We start from the raw sequence: 22,500 nt of genomic DNA, 5'->3' as shown, positions 1-22,500 counted from the left end.
CACGGCCACCGATCGGCGGTCCGGCTCGGGGGACGGGGCAGACTGGGGCGGTGAGCACCCAACTCGCGGCCCCGGGGGGCTCGTGGCCGCGGCGGCGCTGGCGCCCCCGCCCGCCGCTGAACTGGGCGCTGCGGCTGAGCCTGACCGTCGTGGGCCCGGTCGCCTCCGTGCTGTACGGCCTGCGGTTCCGGCACTCCGAGCGCATCCCGGCCACCGGCGGCGTGCTGCTGGTGGCCAACCACGTCTCGGTGCTCGACCCGCTGGCCTGCGCGATGCTGGTCTACGACGCCGGCCGGGTGCCGCGGTTCCTGGCCAAGGACGGGGTCTTCACCGGCCTGGCCGGCACCATCCTGCGGGCCGCCGGCCAGATCCCGGTCTCCCGGGGCTCGGCCGACGCCCGCTCCTCGGTGGGGGCCGCCCGGCAGGCCCTGGAGGACGGCGAGCTCGTGGTGATCTACCCCGAGGGCTCGGTGACCCGCGACCCCGACTGGTGGCCCATGCAGGCCCGCACCGGCGTGGCCCGCCTGGCGCTGACCACCGACGCCGCCGTGGTCCCGCTGGCCCAGTGGGGGCCGCACCGGGTGCACGACTACCACGCGAAGCAGCTGCGGCTGCGCTTCCGCGCCCCGGCCGAGTACCTGGTGGGCGAGCCCGTCGACCTGTCCGCGCTGCGGGCCCAGGTGCGCGACGGGCGCCCGCTGACCGCCGACCTGCTCCGAGAGGTGACCGACCTGCTGATGGCCCGCGTCCGCGACCAGCTGGGGGAGGTCCGCGGCGAGCAGCCGCCGGCCCTCGTGCACCCCCGCCCCACCCGGCGGACGTCGGGGGACCTCCCCGGCGGCCCCGAGACCGGGGTCGCGTGACCCGCGCCGCGGTGCTGAGCGCGGGCAGCTGGGGGACGACGTTCGCCAAGGTGCTGGCCGACGCCGGCACCGACGTCGCGCTGTACGCCCGCCGCCCCGAGCTGGCCGCCTCGATCACCGCCGACCGGGAGAACGCCGACTACCTGCCCGGGGTGCGGCTGCCCGACCGGGTCCGGGCCACCGCCGACCCGGCCGAGGCGCTCGCGGGGGCCGACGTCGTCGTCCTCAGCATCCCGTCGCAGACGCTGCGGGAGAACCTGACCGCCTGGACCCCGCTGCTGCCACCCGACGCCACGCTGCTGTCGCTGATAAAGGGGATCGAGCTGGGCTCGACCCGGCGGATGAGCGAGGTGGTCTGCGACGTCACCGGCGCCGGCCCCGACCGGGTGGCGGTGCTGTCGGGCCCCAACCTGGCCCGGGAGATCGCCGACCAGCAGCCCGCGGCCACCGTGATCGCCTGCACCGACACCGCCCGCGCGGCGGCCCTGCAGGCCGCCTGCCACACCCGGTACTTCCGCCCGTACACCAACCCCGACGTGGTCGGCTGCGAGCTGGGTGGCGCGGTGAAGAACGTGATCGCGCTGGCGGCCGGCATGGCCGAGGGGCTGGGGTTCGGGGACAACACCCGGGCCTCGCTCATCACCCGCGGGCTCGCCGAGACCTCCCGGCTGGGCCTGGCGCTCGGGGCCGACCCGCTGACCTTCGCCGGGCTCGCCGGGCTGGGCGACCTGGTGGCCACCTGCTCCTCGCCGCTGTCGCGCAACCGCACGTTCGGCGAGCAGATCGGGCGGGGGGCGAGCGTGGCCGAGGTGGTCGCCGGGACCCGGCAGACCGCCGAGGGCGTGAAGTCCTGCCGGTCGGTGCTGGACCTGGCCCGGGCGCACGGCGTCGACGTGCCGATCACCGAGGCCGTGGTGCGGGTCTGCCACGAGGGCGAGACCGCCGCCGACATGGTGCGCGAGATCATGGGACGAGAGGCGAAGAGCGAGTGAGCAGCTGGTCCGACGGCACCCGGGTGGTGCGGGGCGGGGACGGTCCGGTCGTGCCGGGGGCCCCGTTGCGCCCGAGCCCGGTCTTCGCGGCGCCCTACCACCTCGGCGAGGACCCCTACGCCGCCGACTTCTACGCCCGGCCGGGACACCCCACGCTGCGGGTGTTCGAGGAGGCCGTCGGCGACCTCGACGGCGGGGACTGCCTGGCCTTCGCCACCGGCATGGCCGCGATCAGCGCCGCGGTGTTCGCCGTGGTGGGGGCCGGCGACCGGATCGTCATCCCCAGCGACGGCTACTACCAGACCCGGGCGCTGAGCACCGGCGAGCTGGCCCGCTTCGGCGTGCAGGTCGACCAGGTGCCCACCCTGGAGATCGCCGAGGTGGCCGCCCGCGGCGATCTCGAAGGCGCGGCGTTCGTGCTCCTGGAGACCCCGTCCAACCCCGAGCTGGACGTCTGCGACATCGCCGCGGTCGCCGCGGCGACGCAGGCGGCCGGCGCGGTGCTCGCGGTGGACAACACCACCGCCACCCCGCTGGGCCAGCGGCCGCTGGAGCTGGGCGCCGACATCACCCTCGGCGCCGACACCAAGGCGCTCACCGGCCACAGCGACCTGTTGATGGGCCACGTGTCCACCGCGCGCACCGAGCGGGGCCGGGAGCTGCAGACCCGGCTCAAGGCCTGGCGCGACCGCACCGGCAACGGCCCCGGGGCCTTCGACGCCTGGCTGGCGCACCGGTCGATGAGCACGCTGGACCTGCGGCTCACCCGCCAGGCCACCACCGCGGCCGCCGTCGCCGAGCTGCTGGCCGCCCACCCGGCGGCCACCGGGGTCCGCTGGCCCGGGCGTCCCGGTGACCCCTCCCACGAGCTCGCCTCCCGGCAGATGCTGCGGATGAACGGCGTGGTGTCCGCGACGCTGGCCGACGAGGCCGCGGTGCACGCCCTGGTGCGGCACAGCGAGCTGTGGCTGGCCGCGACGAGCTTCGGGGGCGTGCACTCCACCGTGGACCGGCGCGCGCAGTGGGGCGGGGACGCCGTCCCCGACGGGTTCGTGCGCTTCTCCTGCGGCATCGAGGACACCGCCGACCTCGTGGCCGACCTGACGGCCGCGCTGGACGCCCTGCGGTGACCGGGGGCCGATAGTGTCCGACCCGATGACCGTCGAGACAGCCAAGACCAGGGTCGCCGTCGTCTTCGGGGGGCGGAGCGCGGAGCACGCGATCTCCTGCGTCTCGGCCGGCAGCGTGATGGCCGCCCTGGACCCCGACCGCTACGAGGTGGTCCCGGTGGGGATCACCCGCGAGGGCGGGTGGGTGCTGCACGACGGCGGTCCGCTGGCGATCGTCGACGGCCGGCTGCCCGAGGTCACCGGGGGGACGCCGGTGACCCTCGTCGGCGACCCGGCCGGCCGCGGGCTGGCCCGGCTCGGTGAGGACGCCCCGCTGATCGGGGTCGACGTCGTCTTCCCGGTGCTGCACGGCGCCTACGGCGAGGACGGCACCGTCCAGGGCCTGCTGGAGATGAGCGGGCTGCCCTACGTGGGCTCCGGCGTGTTCGCCTCCGCGGCCTCGATGGACAAGGAGTTCACCAAGAAGCTGCTGACGTCGGCCGGCATCGACCAGGGCGACCACGTGGTGCTCCGGGACGCCGACGGCGCGCTCACCACCGACCCGGCGGCGCTGGACCCGGCCGCCCGCGAGCGGCTGGGCCTGCCGGTGTTCGTCAAGCCCTCCCGGGCCGGGTCGAGCATCGGCATCACCCGGGTCACCGACTGGGCCCAGTTCGACGCCGCCGTGGCCACCGCCGCCGAGATCGACACCAAGATCGTGGTGGAGGCCTCGGTGCCCGGCCGGGAGGTCGAGTGCGGGGTGCTGGCGCGGCCCGGGGGCGGGCTGCCCGAGACCAGCCTCCCGGCGGAGATCAAGCTGCGCGCCGGCGTCGACTGGTACGACTTCGACGCCAAGTACCTCGAGGACTCCGTCGACTTCGACGTGCCCGCCCTGCTGACCCCCGAGCAGACCGCCGCGGTGCAGGAGGTGTCCCGCCGGGCCTACCTGGCGATGGACTGCCGCGGCCTGGCCCGGGTCGACTTCTTCCTCGGCACCGACCCCGACACCGGCGCCGACCGGCTGGTGGTCAACGAGGTCAACACCATGCCCGGGTTCACCCCGATCTCGATGTACCCGCGGATGTGGGGCGCCAGCGGCGTGGACTACCCCGAGCTGGTCGACCGGCTCGTCGCGAGCGCGCTCGCCGGGTGACGCGGCAGCTGCTCGGCGGCACCGCGGTCGCACTGCTGCTGGTCCTGGCCACCGGCTGCGCGGACGCGGTGCCCGGTGCCGCCACCGCGGCCGCCGGCACGTCCCGGCCGGCCGGGCTGCCGGCCACCGCCGACGACCTGGGGGACCTGGTGCTGGCCGACGTGCCCTCCGGGTTGCCCCGGGTGCCCGACGAGGAGCTGGAGCCCCCGGCGGGCCCGAAGACCGTCCAGGACGTCGCCGGGTACGCCGAGGACCCCGAGCGGGAGGCCGAGGTGCTCGCCGACTACGGCTACCGGTGGGGCTGGGAGCGGTTCTGGAAGGACGACCCGGCCCTGACGTCGGTGTTCGTCGACCAGTTCGCCGGGGTGTCCGGTGCCGCTGCCTACGCAGCCGACCTGGCCCGCAACGACACCGAGTACTACGGCGGCAGCCCCGACCGGGACCCCGACGACCTGCCGGCCGGCTGCTCGGTGCTCACCGTGGACGCCCCGGCGGCCGACACCGGTCTAGGCGGGCCGGCCGCCTTCGTCTGGTGCGCCCACGGACCGTTCACCGTCGCGGTGGCCGCGGTCGCCGCCGACCCGGATGCCGCCCTCGCCGAGGCGCACGCCGCCACCCTCGCCCAGCTGGAGCTGCTGCCCCGCGGCTGATCAGGGGAGGGAGACGCCGTCGAGGTAGACCCAGCGCCCGGCGACCCGGGTGAAGCGGCTGTCCTCATGCTGGGCCCCCCGCGTGCGGTCCCGCACGTAGGAGGCCCGGAACTCCACGGTGCCCTCGACCGCGAGCATCGCCCCGCCGGTGGTGGCCAGCACGTCCAGGCCGGTCCAGCGGGTGTCGCCGTCCAGCTCGAGGTCGGCCGGGCGGGTGTCGGGGTGCCAGGTGGCCAGCAGGTACGCCGGGTCGCCGACGACGAAGGCGCTGTACCGGGAGCGCATCAGCTGCTCGGCGGTGGCCGCGTGGGCCGTGCCGGAGTGCAGCCGCCCGCAGCACTCGCCGTACGGCAGCCCCGTGCCGCACGGGCACCGGCGGGGGAGGGTCACCCGCCCGGCTGGGGCTCGGTGAAGGGGATCGCGCCGGCGATGACCGGGCTCAGCGCGATCGCCACCGAGCCGTCGGTGCTCGCCGGGATGCTGATCTGCACCGGGACCGTGCGGTCCACGGTGGTCCAGACGTTGACGGTCGGGTCGGTGGTGTCGACGAACCAGGTCACCCCGTTGATGCCGAGGGCCTGGGGGCCGCCCACGACGAACCCGGCGGGGACGTCCGCACCGCAGACCAGCACCTGGGCCGGGTCGCCCCAGGCGTAGGCGTACGGGGAGTCCGAGTCCACCCGGCGGGACGTCTCCCCGGCGATCTCCAGCGGCAGCTGGCTCATCAGCGCCGGGCAGGCGGCGTCGGCCTCGGGGGTGATCGGCGGGGTGTCGACCTCGACCGGGCTCTCGTCGCGGGGGGAGACCGGCTGCCCGTCGACCTCGGCCACCGCGCCGCCGTCGTCCCCCGAGGTGTCCTCGGACCCCGGGCCGAACACGTTCACCACGACCAGCAGGGCCACCACCACCGGGACGGCGACGGCGGTGGCGATCAGCGCCGCCCGGCGGGTGGGGTCGGCCGCCGGCGCGGGGGCCTCCTCGGCCTCCGCGGGCGCGTCGTCCGCGCTCAGGTCGGTCCTGCTCAGAGGTTGACGACCGGGCAGGTCAGCGTGCGGGTGATCCCGTCCACCGACTGCACCCGCGCGACGACCAGACGACCGAGCTCGTCGACCGAGCCGGCCTCGGCGCGGACGATGACGTCGTAGGGGCCGGTGACGTCCTCGGCCTTGGTCACCCCGGAGATCCCGGCGATGGTCGTGGCGACGGCGGCTGCCTTGCCGACTTCGGTCTGGATCAGGATGTACGCGTGGACCACGGGAGAGCCCCCCTCGGGCAGTGCAGCTGGTGCACGGACGTGCGCCCCGCCGGACGGCGGGCTGATCGGCAACGTACCCCAGCGGCGGGGGGTGCCCGGTGACGCGTCCCCGGCCCCTGGTGCCCCCGGTGGACGCCGCGGACAGCGTCGCGGTGGTGGGCGAGTTCGGGGTGATCGACCGGGTGCTGGCGCGGGCCGGCACCGCCGCGCTGGCCGACGTCGGCCCCGGTGACGACGCCGCCGTCGTCCGCACCCCCGACGCCCGGGTGGTGGCCAGCACCGACGTGCTCGTCGAGGGCCGGCACTTCCGCCGCGACTGGTCCTCGGCCGAGGACGTCGGGCACAAGGCGGCGGCGGCGAACCTGGCCGACGTCGCGGCGATGGGCGCGGTGCCCACCGCGCTGCTGGTGGGACTGGCCTGCCCCGCGAGCACGCCCACCGGCTGGCTGGAGGGCGTGGCCACCGGGCTGGCGGCCGAGTGCGCCCCGCACGGCGCCGCGGTGGTCGGCGGGGACACCGTGGCGTGCGCCCCGGACAGCTCCTCGGTGGTGCTCTCGGTGACCGCGCTCGGCGACCTGCAGGGCCGGGCGCCGGTGACCCGCGGCGGCGCGCGCCCCGGGGACGTCGTCGCGGTCGCCGGCCGGCTGGGCTGGTCGGCGTGCGGGTGGGCGGTGCTGCGCCGCGGGTTCACCGCACCGCTGGCCGCGGTGACCGCCCACCGCCGGCCCACCCCGCCCTACGCCGCCGGCCCGGCCGCGGCCGACGCCGGCGCGACGGCGATGTGCGACGTCAGCGACGGCCTGCTCGCCGACGCGGGGCACCTCGCCGACGCCAGCGGCGTCGTGGTCGACCTGGACCGGGGGTCCCTGGCCGCGCTCGTCGACCCGGCGGGCCCGCTGCCCCAGGTGGCGGCCGCGCTGGGCGGGGACCCGATGGCCTGGGTGCTCACCGGTGGGGAGGACCACGCCCTGCTGGCCACGTTCCCGGCCGCGGCCGACCTGCCCGAGCCCTTCGTCGCGATCGGCGTGGTCGAGGCCGGGCCCGCGGGGGTGCGGGTCGACGGCGTCGCCGCCGCCGACGTGGTCGCCGGCCTGGGGCTGTCCGGGGGTGGTCATGTGCACTTCCGCTGAGGCGCTGCGGCTGCGGGCCACCGGCTACGACGACCCGGTCGCGGCGCGGCTGGTCGAGGCGGTCCAGCAGGAGTACGTCGTCCGCTACGGCGGCCGCGACGCGATGACCGTCGACCCGGGGGAGGTGCTGCCCCCGCGCGGGCTGTTCCTGGTCGCCGAGCTCGGCGGCCGTCCCGCCGGCTGCGGGGGCTGGCGGGTGCACGCCGCCGGCGTGGTCGAGCTCAAGCGGATGTACGTCGAGCCGTGGGCCCGCCGCCGGGGCGTGGCGGCGGCGGTGCTCGCCGAGCTGGAGCGCACCGCGGCCGCCGCCGGGCACACCCGGGTGGTGCTCAACTCCGGGGACCGGCAACCCGAGGCACTGGCGCTCTACGCCCGGGCCGGGTACACACCGGTCGCCGGGTACGGCGTGTACGACGGTGCCCCCGAGGCGGTCTTCCTGGGTCGGGACCTCCCGACGGACGAGAACGAGGTGTCCTGATGGGCGTCGTCACGGTGTCGGCCACGTTCGGCGCGGGCGGGGCGGACATCGCCCCCGCGGTCGCCGAGCGGCTGGGCCTGGTGTTCCACGACCGGGTCATCCCCGCCCAGGTCGCCGGTCGGCTGGGGGTGACCGTGGAGGAGGCCGAGGCCAACGACGAGAGCGTCGTCCGCGGCCTGTGGCGCCTCGTCGCCTCGCTGGGGTCGATGCCCGACCCGGTCGGGGGCGTGCTCCCCGGCTCCACGCTGCCCGACGAGCGGGCCTACCGGCTGCAGACCGAGCGGGTGGTGACCGAGCTCGCCGACGGGCCGGGGGGCGTGGTCCTCGGTCGGGCCGGCGCGATGGTGCTGGCCGGACGACCGGACGCCCTGCACGTGCGCCTGGACGGCCCGCCCGAGGCCCGGCTGGCGGCCGCGGTGGCCCACCTGGGCCTGCCCGAGGACGAGGTGCGCCGGGAGATGGAGGGCGCCGACCGCACCCGCGCCGCCTACGTGCGGCACTACCACCGCACCGACCCCGCCGAGGCCCGGCACTACCACCTGGTGGTGGACAGCACGGCGATCGACCACGCCACCGTCGTCGACCTGGTCGTGGCCGCCGCGCGGGCCCGGGGGATCAGCGGCGGGTGAGCAGCGGCAGGACGACGTGGTCCACCACGTCGACGGCCAGCGCGTCGTCCAGCGGCTGGCCGGTGATCAGCCAGCGCTGCATGAGCACGGCCGGTCCGGCCTCGCCGGCCACCGTGCCCAGGGTCTCGCGGTCCAGGTCGCCGCGGGCGGCCGCGGCGGCGAACACGGCGGCGAACGCCTCGGCCCAGACGCCGAGCGCCCCCTCGCGGAAGGCCACCGCCAGGTCCGGCTCGTGCGGCAGCACCCCGATCAGCGCCCGGGACGCGGTGCCCAGCGGTCCCTGCAGGGCGGTGACCATCGACCGGAACAGCACCAGCAGGTCCTCGCGCAGCGAGCCGGTGTCGGGGGCCGTCAGCTCGCCGCGGTTGAGCTCGGTGACCGCCTCGGCGACCATCTGCACCCGCGAGGACCAGCGGCGGTAGATGCTCGCCTTGCCCACGCCGGCGCGGGCGGCCACGCCGTCCATCGAGACGCCGTCCCAGCCGCGCTCGGTCAGCAGCGCCAGGACGGCGGACTTGACCGCCTCGTCGACGGCGGGGTCGCGGCGGCGTCCTGGTCGGACGGCGGTCTCGGTCTCACGGCGGAACTGCACCGTCGAACCCTAGGGGTGCCGGGTCGGAACGGCAGGACGGGACCACACGCACCGGACCCCGGCCGCCGTGAGGCGACCGGGGTCCGGTGGGAGAACGAGGGGGGCTGAGGTCAGCGAACGACCTTGCCCGCCCGGATGCAGCTCGTGCAGGCGTTGATGCGGCGGCGGGTGCCGGCACCGACGACGGCCTTCACGGCCTGGATGTTCGGGTTCCAACGGCGCGGCGTCCGGCGGTGCGAGTGAGACACCGACATGCCGAAACCGGGCCCCTTGCCACACACGTCGCACACGGCAGCCACGGTCGATCACTCCTAGAGAAAAGACGTACGAAGAGGCGGGGACCCGTGACCGGAGACTCCGGACAGGGTGCATCCCGCAGATTGCTCGGACCACTGTAACCCGTCCACGGACCGGCTGTCCGCCGCCCCCGTGGTGGCCGTGCCCACGGGCGGCCCACCGGTAGCCTCCCGGACGTGCTCACGGCGCTGGACGAGGCCGCGGTCGGCCGCTGGAGCCGCGCCGCTGTCGACGCGCTGCGCACGGCGCGGGGGAGCATCGACGACCTCAACGTCTTCCCGGTCCCCGACGGCGACACCGGCACCAACCTGCTGCTCACCGCGGAGTCCGCGGCCGACGCGGTCGCGGTGGCCGACGGCAGCGAGTCCTCCTGGTCGGTCTTCGCCCGTGGGGCCGTGCTGGGTGCCCGGGGCAACTCCGGGGCGATCCTGGCCCAGCTGCTGCGCGGGCTGGCCGACACCCTGGCCGGCGCGGGCCCGGTCGACGGCGCGCTGTTCGCCACCGCGCTGCGCGGGGCGGCCGGGTCGGCCTACGAGGCGGTCGCCGAGCCCGAGGAGGGCACCTTCCTCACCGTGGCCCGGGCCGGGGCGGAGGCCGCCGCCGCGGCGGTGCAGGCCGGGCGCACGGCCCTGGCCGAGGTGGTCCGGGCGACCGCGGACGGCGCCCGCAAGGCCCTGCAGGGCACCACCGCCCAGCTGGCCGCCCTCCGCGAGGCCGGGGTGGTCGACGCCGGCGGCGCCGGCTGGTGCGTGGTGCTCGACGCGCTGGTCGCCACCGTCACCGGGGTGGAGCCCGACCGGGCACCCCTGGTCGCCGGGGAGGGCGCCCGCCGCGCCCAGGCCGGCACCCGCGAGGCCCCGCACCACCCGCACGCCGGCCCCGGCAGCGAGGTGCAGTTCCTGCTGGCCGACTCCAGCGAGCGTGCCGTCGACCGGTTGCGCACCGAGCTCGGCTGGCTGGGCGACTGTCTCGTCGTGGTCGGGGTGGACACCCCCGAGGGCCGGCAGTGGAACGTCCACGTCCACGTCTCCGACGTGGGCGCCGCCGTCGAGGCCGGCATCCGGGCCGGCCGGCCGCACCGCATCGCGGTGACCCCGCTGGCCCCGGTGTCGGTCGCCGCCCCGCTCCCCGGCGCCCGGGCCACCGTCGCCGTCGTCCCGGCCGGGTGGGTGGCCGACGGACTGGCCGAGCTGTTCACCGCCGAGGGCGTGGTCGTCGTCCCGGTCGGGGCGGGCCCGCTGGACGAGGAGGCCCTGCTGGACGCCGTGCTCGGCACCGGCGCCGCCGACGTCGTGGTGCTGCCCAACGACCGGGCGGTGGCACCGGTCGCCGGACGGGCCGCGGCCCGGGCCCGGGAGGAGGGCCGCGACGTCGCCGTCGTCCCGACCCGGTCGCCGCTGCAGGGGCTGGCCGCGGTCGCCGTCGCCGACCCGCAGCGCCGGTTCGCCGACGACGTCATCGGCATGGCCGAGGCGGCCGCGGCGACCCGCTGGGCCGAGGTGACCGTCGCCGAGACCGAGGCGCTCACCCTGGCCGGTCGCTGCCACCCCGGCGACGCGCTGGGCATGGTCGAGGGCGAGGTGGTCGTGATCGGCCCCGCGCTGGTGACGGTGGCGTGCGACCTGCTCGACCGGCTGCTGGCCGGCGGCGGGGAGCTGGTGTCCCTGGTCGGCGGACGGCTGGGCGACGCGGCCGCCGCCCACCTGGCCGCCCACCACCCCACCGTCGAGGTGGTCCGGCACCCCGGTGCCCCGGGCTCGCGCCCGCTGCTGATCGGGGTGGAGTGACGTGCTGAGCCTGGGGACCCCGCTGGACCGCGTGGTCGGCGCCCGCACCGCCAAGGCGATGGCCGAGCAGCTGGGCCTGCGCACCGTGCGCGACCTGCTGCGGCACTACCCGGCCCGGTACGCCCGGCGCGGGGAGATGACGAAGCTGACCGACCTGCAGGTGGGGGACCGGGTCACCGTGCTGGGCCAGGTGCGCACCTCGAGCACCCGGGCGATGAAGCAGAAGCGCGGCACCATCACCGAGATCACCGTCGGCGACGGTGCGGGCTCGATGCGGCTGGTGTTCTTCAACCACAAGCACGCCCACCTCGCCGTCGGCGCCTGGGGGTTGTTCGCCGGCACGGTGTCGATGTGGAACGGGCAGCTGCAGTTCAGCCACCCCGACTGCCAGGTGCTCGACGAGGCCACCGACGCCGACCGGTGGGCCACGGCCATGCTGCCCATCTACCCGGCCAGCAAGAACGTCTCCAGCTGGGTGGTGCAGAAGGCGCTGCGGCTGGTCTTCGAGACCCGGGAGCAGCTCACCGAGCTGCTGACCGACGACCCGCTGCCGGCCGAGCTGCGGGCCCGGTACGGGCTGATCGACCAGGACCGGGCGATCTGGGACAAGCACCACCCCGAGACCGACGAGGACGTCGTCCGCGCCGACGAGCGGCTCAAGTGGGACGAGGCGCTGGTCCTGCAGGTGACCCTGGCCGCCCGCCGCCGGGCCGCGGCCCTGGAACCGGGCATCGCCCGGCCCCGGCGTGGCGGGGCGCTGGCCGACGCGGTGGACGCCGCGCTGCCCTTCGAGCTCACCGACGGCCAGCGCGAGGTGGGTGAGGCGCTGGCGGCCGAGATCGGCCGGGAGCAGCCGATGCACCGCCTGCTCCAGGGCGAGGTCGGCTCGGGCAAGACCGTGGTCGCGCTGCGGGCCATGGCCCAGGTCGTCGACGCCGGGGGACAGGCCGCGCTGCTGGCCCCCACCGAGGTGCTCGCCGCCCAGCACGCCCGGGGGATCGCCGCACTGCTCGGGCCGCTGGGCCGGGCCGGGGAGCTCGACGGTGACCCGGCCGGCACCCGGGTCACCCTGCTCACCGGGTCGCTGAAGGCCGCCGCCCGGCGCACCGCCCGCGCCGCGGTCGCCGACGGCAGCGCCGGGATCGTCGTGGGCACGCACGCGCTGCTGTCGGAGGGCGTGGACTTCGCCGACCTCGGCCTGGTGGTGGTCGACGAGCAGCACCGCTTCGGCGTCGAGCAGCGCGACGCCCTGCGCGCCAAGGGCCAGCGTGCCCCGCACGTGCTGGTGATGACCGCGACCCCGATCCCGCGCACCGTGGCGATGACCGTCTACGGCGACCTGGAGACCCTCACGCTGCGCCAGCTCCCGGCCGGTCGGGGCGGGGTGTCCTCCTCCGTCGTCCCGGTGCGGGAGAAGCCGGCCTGGCTGGGGCGGGCGTGGGAGCGGGTGCGCGAAGAGGTCGCCGCCGGCCGGCAGGCCTACGTGGTGTGCCCGCGGATCGGCGAGGAGCCCGACGCCGCCGCCGACCTCGAGGGCCCCGACGGCGAGGACGGCGCCCCGCCGGAGGACGGCGACGAGAAGCGGCCGCCGCTGGCGGTGCTCGACGTGGCCCGCGAGCTGCGCGCCGGCCCGCTCGCCGGACTGCGGGTCGAGGTGCTGCACGGCCGGATGTCGGCCGAGGACAAGGAGGCCCGGATGCGGGCCTTCGCCGCCCGCGAGGTGGACGTGCTGGTGGCCACCACCGTGGTCGAGGTCGGCGTCGACGTGCCCAACGCCACCGTGATGGTCGTGATGGACGCCGACCGGTTCGGGGTCAGCCAGCTGCACCAGCTCCGTGGCCGGGTCGCCCGCGGGAAGCACCCGGGGTTGTGCCTGCTGGTCAGCGAGGCACCGACGTCGTCGTCGACCGGCACCCGGCTGGCCCAGGTCGCCGCGACCACCGACGGGTTCGAGCTCGCCCGGCTGGACCTGCAGACCCGGCGGGAGGGCGACGTGCTCGGCGCGGCCCAGTCCGGCTCCCGGACCACGGTGCGGCTGCTCTCCCTGCTCGAGGACGAGGAGCTCATCGCCACCGCCCGGGTCGAGGCCGCGGCGATCCTGGAGGCCGACCTCGGCGTCGCCGCGCACCCCGAGCTCGCCGCCGCGGTCGCCGAGCTCAACGCCGACCGCGCCGACTGGCTGGAGCGGGCGTGACCCGGGTGATCGCCGGGGCCGCGCGCGGGCGCCGGCTGCAGGTGCCGGCCAGCGGGGTGCGCCCCACCGGCGACCGGGCCCGGGAGGCGATGTTCAACTCCCTGGCCACGCTCACCGAGCTCGAGGGGGCCCGGGTGCTCGACCTCTACGCCGGCTCCGGGGCGATCGGGCTGGAGGCGCTGTCGCGCGGGGCGGCCGATGCGGTGTTCGTGGAGTCCGGGCCGAAGGTGGTGCCGGTGCTGCGGGCCAACGTGGCCGCGCTCGGCCTGCCGGGGGCCCGGGTGGTGGTCGGCTCGGTGCCCGCCGTGGTGGGCCGGCCGGCCGACGCGCCCTTCGACGTCGTCGTCGCCGACCCGCCGTACGCGGTGGAGACCCCGGTGGTGCAGGGCGTGCTGCTGGCGCTGCACGACCAGGGGTGGCTGGCCCCCGAGGCCGTCGTCGTGGTGGAGCGCTCCTCCCGGGACCGCGACTGGGAGTGGCCGACACCCCTGCTGGGACTGCGCGAACGCCGCTACGGGGAGGCCGTGCTCCGGTACGGTCGCGCTCCGTGAGCAGCATGAGGCGGGCGGTGTGCCCCGGGTCGTTCGACCCGGTCACCAACGGGCACGTCGACGTCATCGGCCGGGCCTCCGCGCTCTACGACGAGCTGGTCGTCGCGGTGCTGGTGAACCCGGGCAAGGCGGGGCTCTTCGACGTCGAGGAGCGGATGGCGCTGCTGCGCGAGGCGACCGCCGAGCTGCCCAACGTCGTCGTCACCTCGTTCTCCGGGCTGCTCGTGCACTGGTGTCAGCGCAACGACGTGCCGGTGGTCGTCAAGGGCCTGCGGGCCGTCGGTGACTTCGAGTACGAGCTGCAGATGGCGCAGATGAACCGCGAGCTGGCCGGCGTGGAGACCCTCTTCGTGCCGACCGCCCCCCAGGTGGGGCACCTGTCCTCCAGCCTGGTCAAGCAGATCGCCGCCTTCGGTGGCGACGTCTCGCACCTGGTGCCCCCGGCCGTGAACGCGCGTCTGGTCCAGAAGCGCACCGAGAAGGAGAGCTCGTGACCGAGGTCGTGTACCGGCTCTACGAGGTGGTCGACGAGCTCGCCTCGGTGATCGAGAACGCCCGCAGCGTCCCGATGTCCAGCTCCTGCATGGTCCCGCGGGACCACCTGCTCGACCTGCTCGACGACCTGCGCGAGGGCCTCCCCGAGGAGGTCCAGCAGGCCGGCACGATCGTCGAGCAGCGCACCGAGATCCTGGAGCAGGCCCAGGCCGAGGCCGAGCGGCTCACCGGGCGCACCCGGGCCGAGAGCGAGCAGACCGTCGCCACCGCGCGCCGGCAGCACGACGAGCTGGTCGGCACCGCCCGCCGGCAGCGCGACGACCTGATCACCGAGGCCCAGGCCCAGGTGGAGGACCTCCTCGCCCGGGCCGACGCCGAGGCCGAGCGGGTGATCGCCGACGGCGAGGCCCGGCACGCCGCGCTGCTGGCCGACGCCCAGCGCCAGGCCGCCGCCCTGATGGCCGCCGGGCAGGCCGAGCACGACCGGCTGGTCGCCGAGACCGAGGTCTACCGCGGTGCGGTCGCGCGTTCGGACGAGCTGGGCGAGCAGACCGCGGCCGAGGTGTCCCGGATGCGCGCCGAGGTCGACGAGTACGTCGACAGCCGGCTGGCCGACTTCGGCACCACCCTGGGCCACATGGTCCGCTCGGTCGACGCGGCCAGGAACCAGCTGCGCCAGCCCTGACCTCCCTCGCTGCCCCCGTCGTCCGTGCTGGGGTAACCTGGGCTGCTCCCGCACACCACGGCTGTGCCGTGCGCGGTGACCCGAGCTCCACCCCCTGCCCCCGATCGACGAGTGACCTCATGCCTGCTGCCTCCTCGCACCGCCGAGGCGCCGCGTCCACGGACCGGCGCCCTGCCGCCGACCCGTGGAAGGTCGACCTCCGCGAGCTCGGCCGCCGCCCGGGCAGCATGCGCGAGCTCGAGCGCTCGGTGCCGGCCCGCGAGGGCTGGGGCGTCGAGATGATCGGCGTGCCCGAGGACGCCCTCGTCGAGCTGCACCTGCGGCTGGAGTCGGTCATGGAGGGCGTGCTCGTCACCGGCGAGGTCGTCGCCCCGGTCACCGGCCAGTGCGCGCGCTGCCTCGAGCCGATCGAGGACACGCTGACCCTCGACGTGCAGGAGCTCTACGCCTACGAGGGCAGCACCACCGAAGCCACCAGCGAGGAGGACGAGGTGCGCCGGATCGACGGTGACTTCCTCGACCTCGCGCCGCTCGTCCGGGACACCGTCGTCCTGACGCTGCCGCTCTCGCCCACCTGCACCCCGGACTGCTCGGGTCTGTGCGTCGACTGCGGCCTGCGGCTCGACGACCTCCCGGCGGACCACTCGCACGAGGTGCTCGACCCACGTTGGGCCGGGCTCGCCGACCGTTTCACCCCATCGAAGGAGAACTGACCGTGGCTGTCCCGAAGAGGCGCTTGTCGCGCTCGAACACCCACTCGCGTCGCTCGCAGTGGAAGGCCACGGCCCCCACGCTGGCGCCCTGCCCGAACCGCGCGTGCGGCGAGCTCAAGCCCCCGCACATCGCGTGCCCGACCTGCGGCCAGTACGACGGCCGTCAGGTCATCGCGGTCTGACCACGGACCACCGAGCACCCCAGCACGACCCCGTCGTGACCGGACCGACCACCCCTGGTGGCGCCGAGCACGCCGCACGGGCCGCCGACTGGCTGCGTGACGCCCTGGGCGTCACGCTGCCCGGCGGCCTGTTGGCGTTGGCGCTGACCCACCGCTCGTTCGCCTACGAGCACGGCGGGCTGCCCACCAACGAGCGGCTGGAGTTCCTGGGCGACTCGGTGCTCGGCCTCGTCGTCACCGACGAGCTCTACCGCAGCCAGCCCGACCTCCCCGAGGGACAGCTGGCCAAGCTGCGTGCCTCGGTCGTGAACATGACCTCCCTGGCGGGGGTCGCCCGCTCCCTGGGGGACGGCGGGGTCGGCCCGCACCTGCTGCTCGGGCGCGGGGAGACCAGCACCGGTGGCCGGGAGAAGGACTCGATCCTGGCCGACGCGCTGGAGGCCCTGCTGGGTGCCGTGCACGTGGGGCTGGGCCTGGACGCGGCCGGTGCGATCGTGCACCGGCTGTTCGACCCGCTGCTGGTGGAGTCCTCCACCCGCGGCGCGGGGCTGGACTGGAAGACCAGCCTGCAGGAGCTGGGCAGCGCCCAGGGCCTGGGGGCACCGGTCTACGAGGTCGAGTCCGACGGCCCCGACCACGCCAAGAGCTTCACCGCCGCCGTGCTGCTCGCCGGCCAGGTGCGCGGGGCGGGCGACGGGCGGACCAAGAAGGCCGCCGAGCAGATGGCCGCCGAGGACGCCTGGCGTGCCCTCTCCGCGGTCACGCAGGGCTGAGCCGTGCCCGAGCTGCCCGAGGTCGAGGTCGTCCGGCGCGGTCTGGCCCGGTGGGTCGCCGGGCGCACGATCGCCTCGGTGGAGGTCCACCACCCGCGGGCGGTGCGTCGGCACCTGGAGGGCGTCGGTGACTTCACCGCCGCGTTGACCGGGGCCACGGTGGCCGCGGCGCACCGGCGGGGCAAGTACCTGTGGCTGCCGCTGCAGCGCGACGGCGCACCGGTCGGGCGCGCTCTGGTCGCGCACCTCGGGATGAGCGGCCAGCTGCTTGTGGAGCTCCCCGAGGAGCCCAGCGAGAAGCACCTGCGGGCCCGGTTCGTGTTCACCGACGGCGGTCGCGAGCTGCGCTTCGTCGACCAGCGCACCTTCGGCGGGCTCGCCGTGGAGGACACCCCGGACCCGGACGACGTCCCGACCCGGCTGGCGCACATCGCGATCGACCCGTTGGAGCCCGACTTCGACACCGAGGCCTTCACCGCGGCCATCCGCCGGCGCAAGACCGAGGTCAAGCGGGCGCTGCTGGACCAGACCCTCATCGGCGGGGTGGGCAACATCTACGCCGACGAGTCGCTGTGGCGGGCGCAGCTGCACGGCGCCCGGCCCACCGACAAGCTCACCCGGGCCCAGGTCGCCGCCCTGCTTGAGGGCGTCCGCGACGTGCTCACCCAGTCCCTGGCCCAGGGCGGCACCTCCTTCGACTCCCTCTACGTCGACGTCAACGGGCAGAGCGGGTACTTCTCCCGCTCCCTGGCGGTGTACGGGCAGCTCGACCGGCCGTGCCCGCGGTGCGGCACCCCGATCCGCCGGGAGTCCTTCATGAACCGCTCCAGCTACAGCTGCCCGGTGTGCCAGCCGCGGCCGAGGGCCCGGAGATGACCCGTCGGGTGCGCGCCCTGGTCTCCGGGGACGTGCAGGGCGTCGGCTACCGCTGGTTCGTGCGCGGCCGGGCCCAGGAGCGCGGCCTGGGCGGCTCGGCGACCAACCTGGCCGACGGGCGGGTCGAGGTCGTCCTCGAGGGTCCGGACGACGACGTGCTGGCCGTCCTGCGCGGGCTCACCGGACCGGACGCGGCCGGCCGGCCCACCGGTGCGGACGTCGTCGACGAGGACCCGCAGAGCGAGTCCGGCTTCCGGACGGGGTGAGACCGGCCCCCTCGTAGGGGCCCGCGGCGCGCGGAGCGTGGTGTGGGGGACGAGGGGGTCCTTACATTGACGGCGGCTCCCGGGGGCTGTCACTCTGGCCTGACCCACCCGCGCCCCCGCTCCGAGGCCGCTGCGGGACCACTTCGCACGAAAGAGGCCGCTGCGCCATGGCCAAGGCCCTGTTCGGACACGTCGTCGCCCCCCGGGACCTCCGGGTCGCCGAGGAGATCGCGGTGCTCCGCTCCCGCGTGGCCCGGCTCGAGGTCGAGGTCGCGCAGCTGCGGGCCGAGCGCGACGCGGTGATCGCCCGCGAGCTGCTGGCCATGGCGGCCGAGGAGCCCGCGCTCTCTCGGTAGCCTCCTGAGCTGTGCATCTGTCGGCGCTGACGCTCAAGGGCTTCAAGTCCTTCGCGTCGGCCACGACGATGCGCCTGGAACCCGGCATCACCGCCGTGGTGGGCCCCAACGGGTCGGGCAAGTCCAACGTCGTCGACGCCATCGCCTGGGTGCTCGGCGAGCAGGGTGCCAAGAGCCTGCGCGGCGGCACGATGGAGGACGTCATCTTCGCCGGCACCGCCGGCCGCGCCGCGCTGGGCCGCGCCGAGGTGACGCTGACGATCGACAACGCCGACGGCGCCCTGCCGATCGACTACACCGAGGTGTCGATCACCCGCCGCATGTACCGCTCCGGGGAGAGCGAGTACGAGATCAACGGCGACAAGGTGCGGCTGCTCGACGTCCAGGAGCTGCTCAGCGACTCCGGGATCGGCCGGGAGATGCACGTCATCGTCGGGCAGGGCCAGCTCGACGCGGTGCTGTCCGGGCGCCCTGAGGACCGCCGCGGGTTCATCGAGGAGGCCGCCGGGGTCCTCAAGCACCGCAAGCGCAAGGAGAAGGCGCTCCGCAAGCTGACCGCGATGGCGGCCAACCTGGACCGGCTCGCCGACCTCACCACCGAGCTGCGTCGCCAGCTGAAGCCACTGGGCCGGCAGGCCGAGGTGGCCCGCCGGGCCGCCGGGGTGCAGTCCGACCTCCGGGACGCCCGGCTCCGGTTGCTGGCCGACGACCTGGTGGCCCTGCGCACCGCGCTGGACGCCGACGTGGCCGACGAGACCGCCGCCCGGGAGCGCCGGACCCGGGTGGAGGCGGAGCTGACCGCGAGCACGACGGCGCAGGCCGGGTTGGAGTCCGCCCTCGCCGCGGACGCCCCCGCGCTGGCCGCGGCCCAGGACACCTGGTTCCGGCTGTCCACCCTGGGCGAGCGGTTCCGCAGCACGGCGGGGCTGGCCTCCGAGCGGCACCGGCACCTCTCCGCCGCCGTGGTGCCCGCGGGCTCGGGCCGCGACCCCGACCAGCTGGAGGACGAGGCCGCGCGGGTGGAGGCCACCGAGGCCGAGCTCGCCGGTCAGCTCGCCGCCGAACGGGCCCGGCTGGCCGCCGCCGTCGCCGCCCGCGCCGAGCTGGACGGCGCCCTGAGCGCGGCCGAGCGCGCCCTGGTCGCCGCGGCCCGGGCGCTCGCCGACCGTCGCGAGGGCATCGCCCGGCTCTCCGGGCAGGTCGCCGCCGCCCGGTCGCGGACCGCAGCGGGGGAGGCCGAGGTCGAGCGGCTCACCGCCGCCGCGGTCGAGGCGTCGTCCCGGGCCGAGGCCGCTGCCGACCGGCTCGCCGCCGTCGACCCCGACGCGGGCGTCGAGGACACCGACCTGGGTGCTGCCGTGGCCGACCACGACACCGCCGTGGCCGCCCAGGCCGAGGCCACCCGGGCGGTCACCGAGCTGGCCGCGGCCGAGCGCACCGCCGAACGCGAGCGCGGGGCCGCGCGGGCCCGCCGCGACGCCCTGGCCCTCGGGCTCACCCCGGTCGACGGGGCCGCCGCGGTGCTGGCCGCCGCCGCCGACGGCGCCCTCGGCGGGGTCGCCGGCCCCGTGACCGACCGGCTGGCGGTGCACCCCGGGGACGAGGTCGCGGTGGCCGCCGCGCTCGCCGGGTGGGCCGACGCGCTGGTGGTCACCGGTCCGCGGGCGGCTGCGGACGCCCTGCAGCACCTGGCGGCCGACCGGGCCGGACGGGTGCGCCTGCTGGTGGCCGGTCAGGGGCCGGCGCTCGACCGGTCGGGGTGGCCGACCCTGCCCGAGGGCGCCCGGTGGGCGCGTGACCTCCTCGACGCCCCGGCCGACCTCGCCCCGGCCGTGGACCGGGCCCTGGACCGGGTGGCCGTGGTCGCCGACCTCACCGCGGCCGTCGCCCTGGTGCGGGCCGCCCCCGACGTCCGGGCGGTCACCGCCACGGGTGACCTGCTCGGCGCCGACCGGGCGAGCGGGGGCCAGCCCGACGCGCCGTCCGGGCTGGAGGTCCGGGCCCGGGTGGACGCCGCCGACGGCGAGCTGGGCACCGCCACCGCGCGCGCCGCCGAGCTGGCGGAGGCGCTGGCCCGGGCCCGGGAGGCCCAGCAGACCGCCGGCGAGGCCGTCGCCGCGGCCGCGGTGCGCCGGCGGGATGCCGAGCGCGAGCAGGCCGCCCGCGGCCGGGAGCTCGCCGGGCTGGCCGCCGACGTCCGGTCCGCCGCCGCCGAGGCGGAGCGCGCCGACGCCGCCCGGGTACGGGCCGAGGAGGCGCTGGATCAGGCGGGCAGTGCCCTGGCCACCGCCACGGAGCGACTGGCCGGGGCCGAGGCGGCCCCGGTCGCCGACGAACCCGACCCCGGCGAGCGGGACCGGCTGCGCACCGAGGTCGCCACCGTGGCGCACACCGAGACCGAGGCCCGGTTGGGGGTGCGCACCGCCGAGGAGCGCGCCCGGTCGCTGCACGGACGCGCCGAGTCGCTGCGCCGGCAGGCCCGGCAGGAACGGGCCGCGCGTGAGCGGGCCGAGGCCGCCCGGGTGGCCCGGGCCGCCGGGGCGCGGGTCGCCGCCGAGGTGCGGGCCGGGGCGGAGGCGGCGCTGACCGTGCTGGCCGGGTCGCTCGAGCTCGCCGTCGCCGAGCGCGACGCCCTCGCCGCGGCCCGGACCGGGCGGGAGGCCGAGCTGCTCGTCGTCCGGACGCGGGTGCGGGAGCACACCGCCGAGCTGGACCGGCTCACCGACGAGGTGCACCGCGACGAGGTGGCCCGGGCCGAGCAGCGGCTGCGGATCGAGACGCTGGAGGCCCGCGCCGTCGAGGAGCACGGCATCGGCCTGGACACCCTCGTCGCCGAGTACGGACCGGCCGCACCGGTGCCGCCCACGCCCGCCCAGCTGGCCGCCGCCGAGGCGGCGGGGGAGGCGGCGCCGGAGCCGGTGCGCTACGTGCGGGCGGAGCAGGAGGCCCGGGCGGCCCGCGCCGAACGGGACCTGGCCACCCTCGGCCGGGTCAACCCGCTGGCGCTGGAGGAGTTCGCGGCGCTGGAGGAGCGGCACACCTTCCTCGCCACCCAGCTGGAGGACCTCAAGGCCACCCGCCGCGACCTGCTCACCGTCGTCCGCGAGGTCGACGACCGGATCCACGAGGTGTTCGCCAGCGCCTTCGCCGACACCGCCCGGGAGTTCGAGCAGGTCTTCCAGACCCTCTTCCCCGGCGGGGAGGGCCGGATCTTCCTCACCGACCCCGACGACCTGCTCACCACCGGCGTGGAGGTCGAGGCCCGCCCGCCGGGCAAGAAGGTCAAGCGGCTGTCGCTGCTGTCCGGGGGAGAGCGGTCGCTGACCGCGATCGCCCTGCTCGTCGCGATCTTCCGGGCCCGCCCCTCGCCGTTCTACGTGCTCGACGAGGTCGAGGCCGCCCTGGACGACGTCAACCTGGGCCGGCTGCTCACCCTGGTCGAGCAGCTGCGGGACACCTCGCAGCTCATCGTCATCACCCACCAGAAGCGCACGATGGAGATCGCCGACGCCCTCTACGGGGTGTCCATGCGCGGCGACGGCATCACCGGGGTGATCAGCCAGCGCCTGCGCCCGGCGGGCTGAGTCAGCCCACCAGCGCCCGGCGCAGGGCGGCCACCTGGGCGTCCCGGAACTCCCGGGAGACCGCCGTGGCGCCCTGGACGGCGTCGAAGCCGTGGTAGGCCCCGGGCACCTCGAGCAGCTCGACCTCGACGCCGGCGGCCCGGAGCCGGCGGGCGTGCTCGACGTCCTCGGCGTGGAAGAGGTCGTGCGTGCCGACCCCGATCCAGGCCGGGGGCTGACCGGTCAGGTCCTCGGCGCGGGCCGGGGCGGCCAGCGGGGAGACCTCCGTCGTGTCACCCAGGTAGGACGACCAGCCGAAGCGGTTGGAGCCCGGGGTCCACACCCGCACCGCCGACGGGTCGGCGTGCGCCGTCGTCCGGTCGTCGAGCATCGGGTAGACCAGCAGCTGGAACACCAGGTCCAGGCCGCGCTCCCGGGCCAGCAGGACGGTGCCGGCGGCCAGGTTGCCCCCGGCGCTCGCGCCGCCCACGGCCACCCGGGCGGGGTCGACGTCGGCCCGGCCGGCCAGCCAGGTCAGCGCCGTCCAGCAGTCCTCCAGCGGGGTGGGGAAGGGGTGCTCGGGGGCCAGCCGGTACTCCACCGAGGCGACCACGGCGCCGAGCTCCTCGCTCACCCGGCGGCAGAACGCGTCGTCCATCGCGGCCGTGCCCGACACCAGCCCGCCGCCGTGCACCCACAGCAGGGCCGGGAACGGGCCGGGCCCGGCGGGGCGGAACAGCCGCACCGACACGTCGGGGGACACCGGGACCACCGGCACGCTGCCGTCGGGCCGGGCCAGCCGCCCGAGGAACCGCATCACCCGCAGGCTGCGGGTGCCGAGGGAGAGCTGGGGGAGGAACCGGACCTGCTGCAGGTCGGGGTGGAACGGGGGCACGGGCACCTCGCGGGGG

At 76.5% G+C, this 22,500-nt stretch carries 26 protein-coding genes; 20 read left to right on the top strand and 6 right to left on the bottom strand.

All coding sequences use genetic code 11. From position 1 onward, the window contains the following. Positions 1-50 precede the first annotated feature (50 nt). Genes ASG36_RS14930 through ASG36_RS14910 form a run of 5 tightly spaced genes read left to right on the top strand, consistent with a single transcriptional unit; the run spans position 51 to position 4,767 of the window. On the top strand, positions 51-863 hold the full coding sequence (locus ASG36_RS14930) for a 1-acyl-sn-glycerol-3-phosphate acyltransferase (RefSeq protein ID WP_055765515.1): 813 nt from the start codon (positions 51-53) through the stop codon (positions 861-863). Then, positions 860-1,855, top strand: a complete 996-nt coding sequence (locus ASG36_RS14925) for an NAD(P)H-dependent glycerol-3-phosphate dehydrogenase (protein ID WP_055765512.1) — start codon at positions 860-862, stop codon at positions 1,853-1,855. Before ASG36_RS14930 ends, ASG36_RS14925 begins: the two co-directional genes overlap by 4 nt. Further along, positions 1,852-2,985, top strand: coding sequence for a cystathionine gamma-lyase (locus tag ASG36_RS14920; RefSeq protein WP_055765509.1), 1,134 nt, complete (start codon positions 1,852-1,854; stop codon positions 2,983-2,985). The genes ASG36_RS14925 and ASG36_RS14920 overlap by 4 nt, the downstream gene beginning before the upstream one ends. Before the next feature lie 25 nt (positions 2,986-3,010). Then, entirely contained in the window at positions 3,011-4,117 is a 1,107-nt protein-coding gene (locus tag ASG36_RS14915) for a D-alanine--D-alanine ligase family protein (RefSeq protein WP_055766248.1), read from the top strand. Continuing rightward, on the top strand, positions 4,114-4,767 hold the full coding sequence (locus ASG36_RS14910) for a hypothetical protein (RefSeq protein ID WP_055765506.1): 654 nt from the start codon (positions 4,114-4,116) through the stop codon (positions 4,765-4,767). The genes ASG36_RS14915 and ASG36_RS14910 overlap by 4 nt, the downstream gene beginning before the upstream one ends. On the opposite strand, the gene ASG36_RS14905 is transcribed toward ASG36_RS14910, so the two are convergent. From ASG36_RS14905 to ASG36_RS14895, 3 genes are all read right to left on the bottom strand, one after another. Then, positions 4,768-5,157, bottom strand: coding sequence for a YchJ family protein (locus ASG36_RS14905; protein ID WP_055765503.1), 390 nt, complete (start codon positions 5,155-5,157; stop codon positions 4,768-4,770). Then, complete coding sequence (locus ASG36_RS14900; protein ID WP_235495055.1) at positions 5,154-5,672, bottom strand: DUF3515 family protein; 519 nt, start codon at positions 5,670-5,672, stop codon at positions 5,154-5,156. The genes ASG36_RS14905 and ASG36_RS14900 overlap by 4 nt, the downstream gene beginning before the upstream one ends. Positions 5,673-5,788: 116 nt before the next feature. Continuing rightward, positions 5,789-6,022, bottom strand: a complete 234-nt coding sequence (locus ASG36_RS14895) for an Lrp/AsnC ligand binding domain-containing protein (RefSeq protein WP_055765500.1) — start codon at positions 6,020-6,022, stop codon at positions 5,789-5,791. A gap of 98 nt (positions 6,023-6,120) precedes the next feature. Between ASG36_RS14895 and ASG36_RS14890 the strand changes: the two genes are divergently transcribed. Genes ASG36_RS14890 through ASG36_RS14880 form a run of 3 tightly spaced genes read left to right on the top strand, consistent with a single transcriptional unit; the run spans position 6,121 to position 8,259 of the window. After that, positions 6,121-7,152 carry a thiamine-phosphate kinase gene (locus ASG36_RS14890; RefSeq protein ID WP_082523171.1) on the top strand — a complete coding sequence of 344 codons (1,032 nt, stop codon included), beginning with the start codon at positions 6,121-6,123 and terminating at the stop codon, positions 7,150-7,152. Then, a complete protein-coding gene (locus ASG36_RS14885; RefSeq protein WP_055766242.1) occupies positions 7,136-7,630 on the top strand; it encodes a GNAT family N-acetyltransferase in 495 nt (164 codons plus the stop codon). Before ASG36_RS14890 ends, ASG36_RS14885 begins: the two co-directional genes overlap by 17 nt. Continuing rightward, a complete protein-coding gene (locus tag ASG36_RS14880) occupies positions 7,630-8,259 on the top strand; it encodes an AAA family ATPase (protein WP_055765495.1) in 630 nt (209 codons plus the stop codon). The genes ASG36_RS14885 and ASG36_RS14880 overlap by 1 nt, the downstream gene beginning before the upstream one ends. Here the strand turns inward: ASG36_RS14880 and ASG36_RS14875 are convergent. Continuing rightward, positions 8,246-8,851, bottom strand: a complete 606-nt coding sequence (locus tag ASG36_RS14875) for a TetR/AcrR family transcriptional regulator (RefSeq protein WP_055765492.1) — start codon at positions 8,849-8,851, stop codon at positions 8,246-8,248. The genes ASG36_RS14880 and ASG36_RS14875 overlap by 14 nt on opposite strands. A 110-nt stretch (positions 8,852-8,961) precedes the next feature. After that, positions 8,962-9,150 carry a 50S ribosomal protein L28 gene (rpmB, locus tag ASG36_RS21590; RefSeq protein ID WP_082523170.1) on the bottom strand — a complete coding sequence of 63 codons (189 nt, stop codon included), beginning with the start codon at positions 9,148-9,150 and terminating at the stop codon, positions 8,962-8,964. Between the two features lie 174 nt (positions 9,151-9,324). Between rpmB and ASG36_RS14865 the strand changes: the two genes are divergently transcribed. The 12 genes from ASG36_RS14865 (at position 9,325) to smc (ending at position 21,610) form a co-directional block, all read left to right on the top strand. Beyond that, positions 9,325-10,935, top strand: coding sequence for a DAK2 domain-containing protein (locus tag ASG36_RS14865; RefSeq protein WP_055765489.1), 1,611 nt, complete (start codon positions 9,325-9,327; stop codon positions 10,933-10,935). Position 10,936: 1 nt separating this feature from the next. Beyond that, positions 10,937-13,129, top strand: coding sequence for an ATP-dependent DNA helicase RecG (recG, locus tag ASG36_RS14860; RefSeq protein ID WP_055765486.1), 2,193 nt, complete (start codon positions 10,937-10,939; stop codon positions 13,127-13,129). Next, positions 13,126-13,680 (top strand): 16S rRNA (guanine(966)-N(2))-methyltransferase RsmD, encoded by a 555-nt coding sequence (rsmD, locus tag ASG36_RS14855; RefSeq protein ID WP_055765483.1) that lies wholly within the window; start codon positions 13,126-13,128, stop codon positions 13,678-13,680. The genes recG and rsmD overlap by 4 nt, the downstream gene beginning before the upstream one ends. Positions 13,681-13,685: 5 nt before the next feature. After that, entirely contained in the window at positions 13,686-14,174 is a 489-nt protein-coding gene (gene coaD / locus ASG36_RS14850) for a pantetheine-phosphate adenylyltransferase (protein WP_055766240.1), read from the top strand. Next, positions 14,171-14,860 (top strand): hypothetical protein, encoded by a 690-nt coding sequence (locus ASG36_RS14845; protein ID WP_055765480.1) that lies wholly within the window; start codon positions 14,171-14,173, stop codon positions 14,858-14,860. The genes coaD and ASG36_RS14845 overlap by 4 nt, the downstream gene beginning before the upstream one ends. 119 nt (positions 14,861-14,979) lie before the next feature. Next, positions 14,980-15,573: a DUF177 domain-containing protein gene (locus ASG36_RS14840; protein WP_055765478.1), complete on the top strand. Its 594-nt coding sequence runs from the start codon at positions 14,980-14,982 to the stop codon at positions 15,571-15,573. Between the two features lie 2 nt (positions 15,574-15,575). Next, complete coding sequence (gene rpmF / locus ASG36_RS14835; RefSeq protein WP_055765475.1) at positions 15,576-15,755, top strand: 50S ribosomal protein L32; 180 nt, start codon at positions 15,576-15,578, stop codon at positions 15,753-15,755. Positions 15,756-15,790: 35 nt separating this feature from the next. Continuing rightward, entirely contained in the window at positions 15,791-16,528 is a 738-nt protein-coding gene (gene rnc / locus ASG36_RS14830) for a ribonuclease III (RefSeq protein WP_082523169.1), read from the top strand. 3 nt (positions 16,529-16,531) lie between these two features. Next, the gene (mutM, locus tag ASG36_RS14825) at positions 16,532-17,404 is read left to right on the top strand and encodes a bifunctional DNA-formamidopyrimidine glycosylase/DNA-(apurinic or apyrimidinic site) lyase (RefSeq protein WP_055765471.1); all 873 of its coding nucleotides are present in this window, start codon (positions 16,532-16,534) and stop codon (positions 17,402-17,404) included. Then, on the top strand, positions 17,401-17,670 hold the full coding sequence (locus tag ASG36_RS14820) for an acylphosphatase (protein ID WP_055766234.1): 270 nt from the start codon (positions 17,401-17,403) through the stop codon (positions 17,668-17,670). Before mutM ends, ASG36_RS14820 begins: the two co-directional genes overlap by 4 nt. A 167-nt stretch (positions 17,671-17,837) precedes the next feature. Continuing rightward, positions 17,838-18,026 (top strand): hypothetical protein, encoded by a 189-nt coding sequence (locus ASG36_RS14815; protein WP_055765470.1) that lies wholly within the window; start codon positions 17,838-17,840, stop codon positions 18,024-18,026. 11 nt (positions 18,027-18,037) lie between these two features. After that, complete coding sequence (smc, locus tag ASG36_RS14810; protein ID WP_055765467.1) at positions 18,038-21,610, top strand: chromosome segregation protein SMC; 3,573 nt, start codon at positions 18,038-18,040, stop codon at positions 21,608-21,610. Position 21,611: 1 nt separating this feature from the next. On the opposite strand, the gene ASG36_RS14805 is transcribed toward smc, so the two are convergent. Beyond that, positions 21,612-22,484 carry an alpha/beta hydrolase gene (locus ASG36_RS14805; RefSeq protein ID WP_200944509.1) on the bottom strand — a complete coding sequence of 291 codons (873 nt, stop codon included), beginning with the start codon at positions 22,482-22,484 and terminating at the stop codon, positions 21,612-21,614. Positions 22,485-22,500 lie beyond the last annotated feature (16 nt).

It is taken from the genome of Geodermatophilus sp. Leaf369, from assembly GCF_001424455.1.
Taxonomy (GTDB): Bacteria; Actinomycetota; Actinomycetes; order Mycobacteriales; family Geodermatophilaceae; genus Klenkia.
This window is presented reverse-complemented; position numbering and strand designations above follow the sequence as displayed.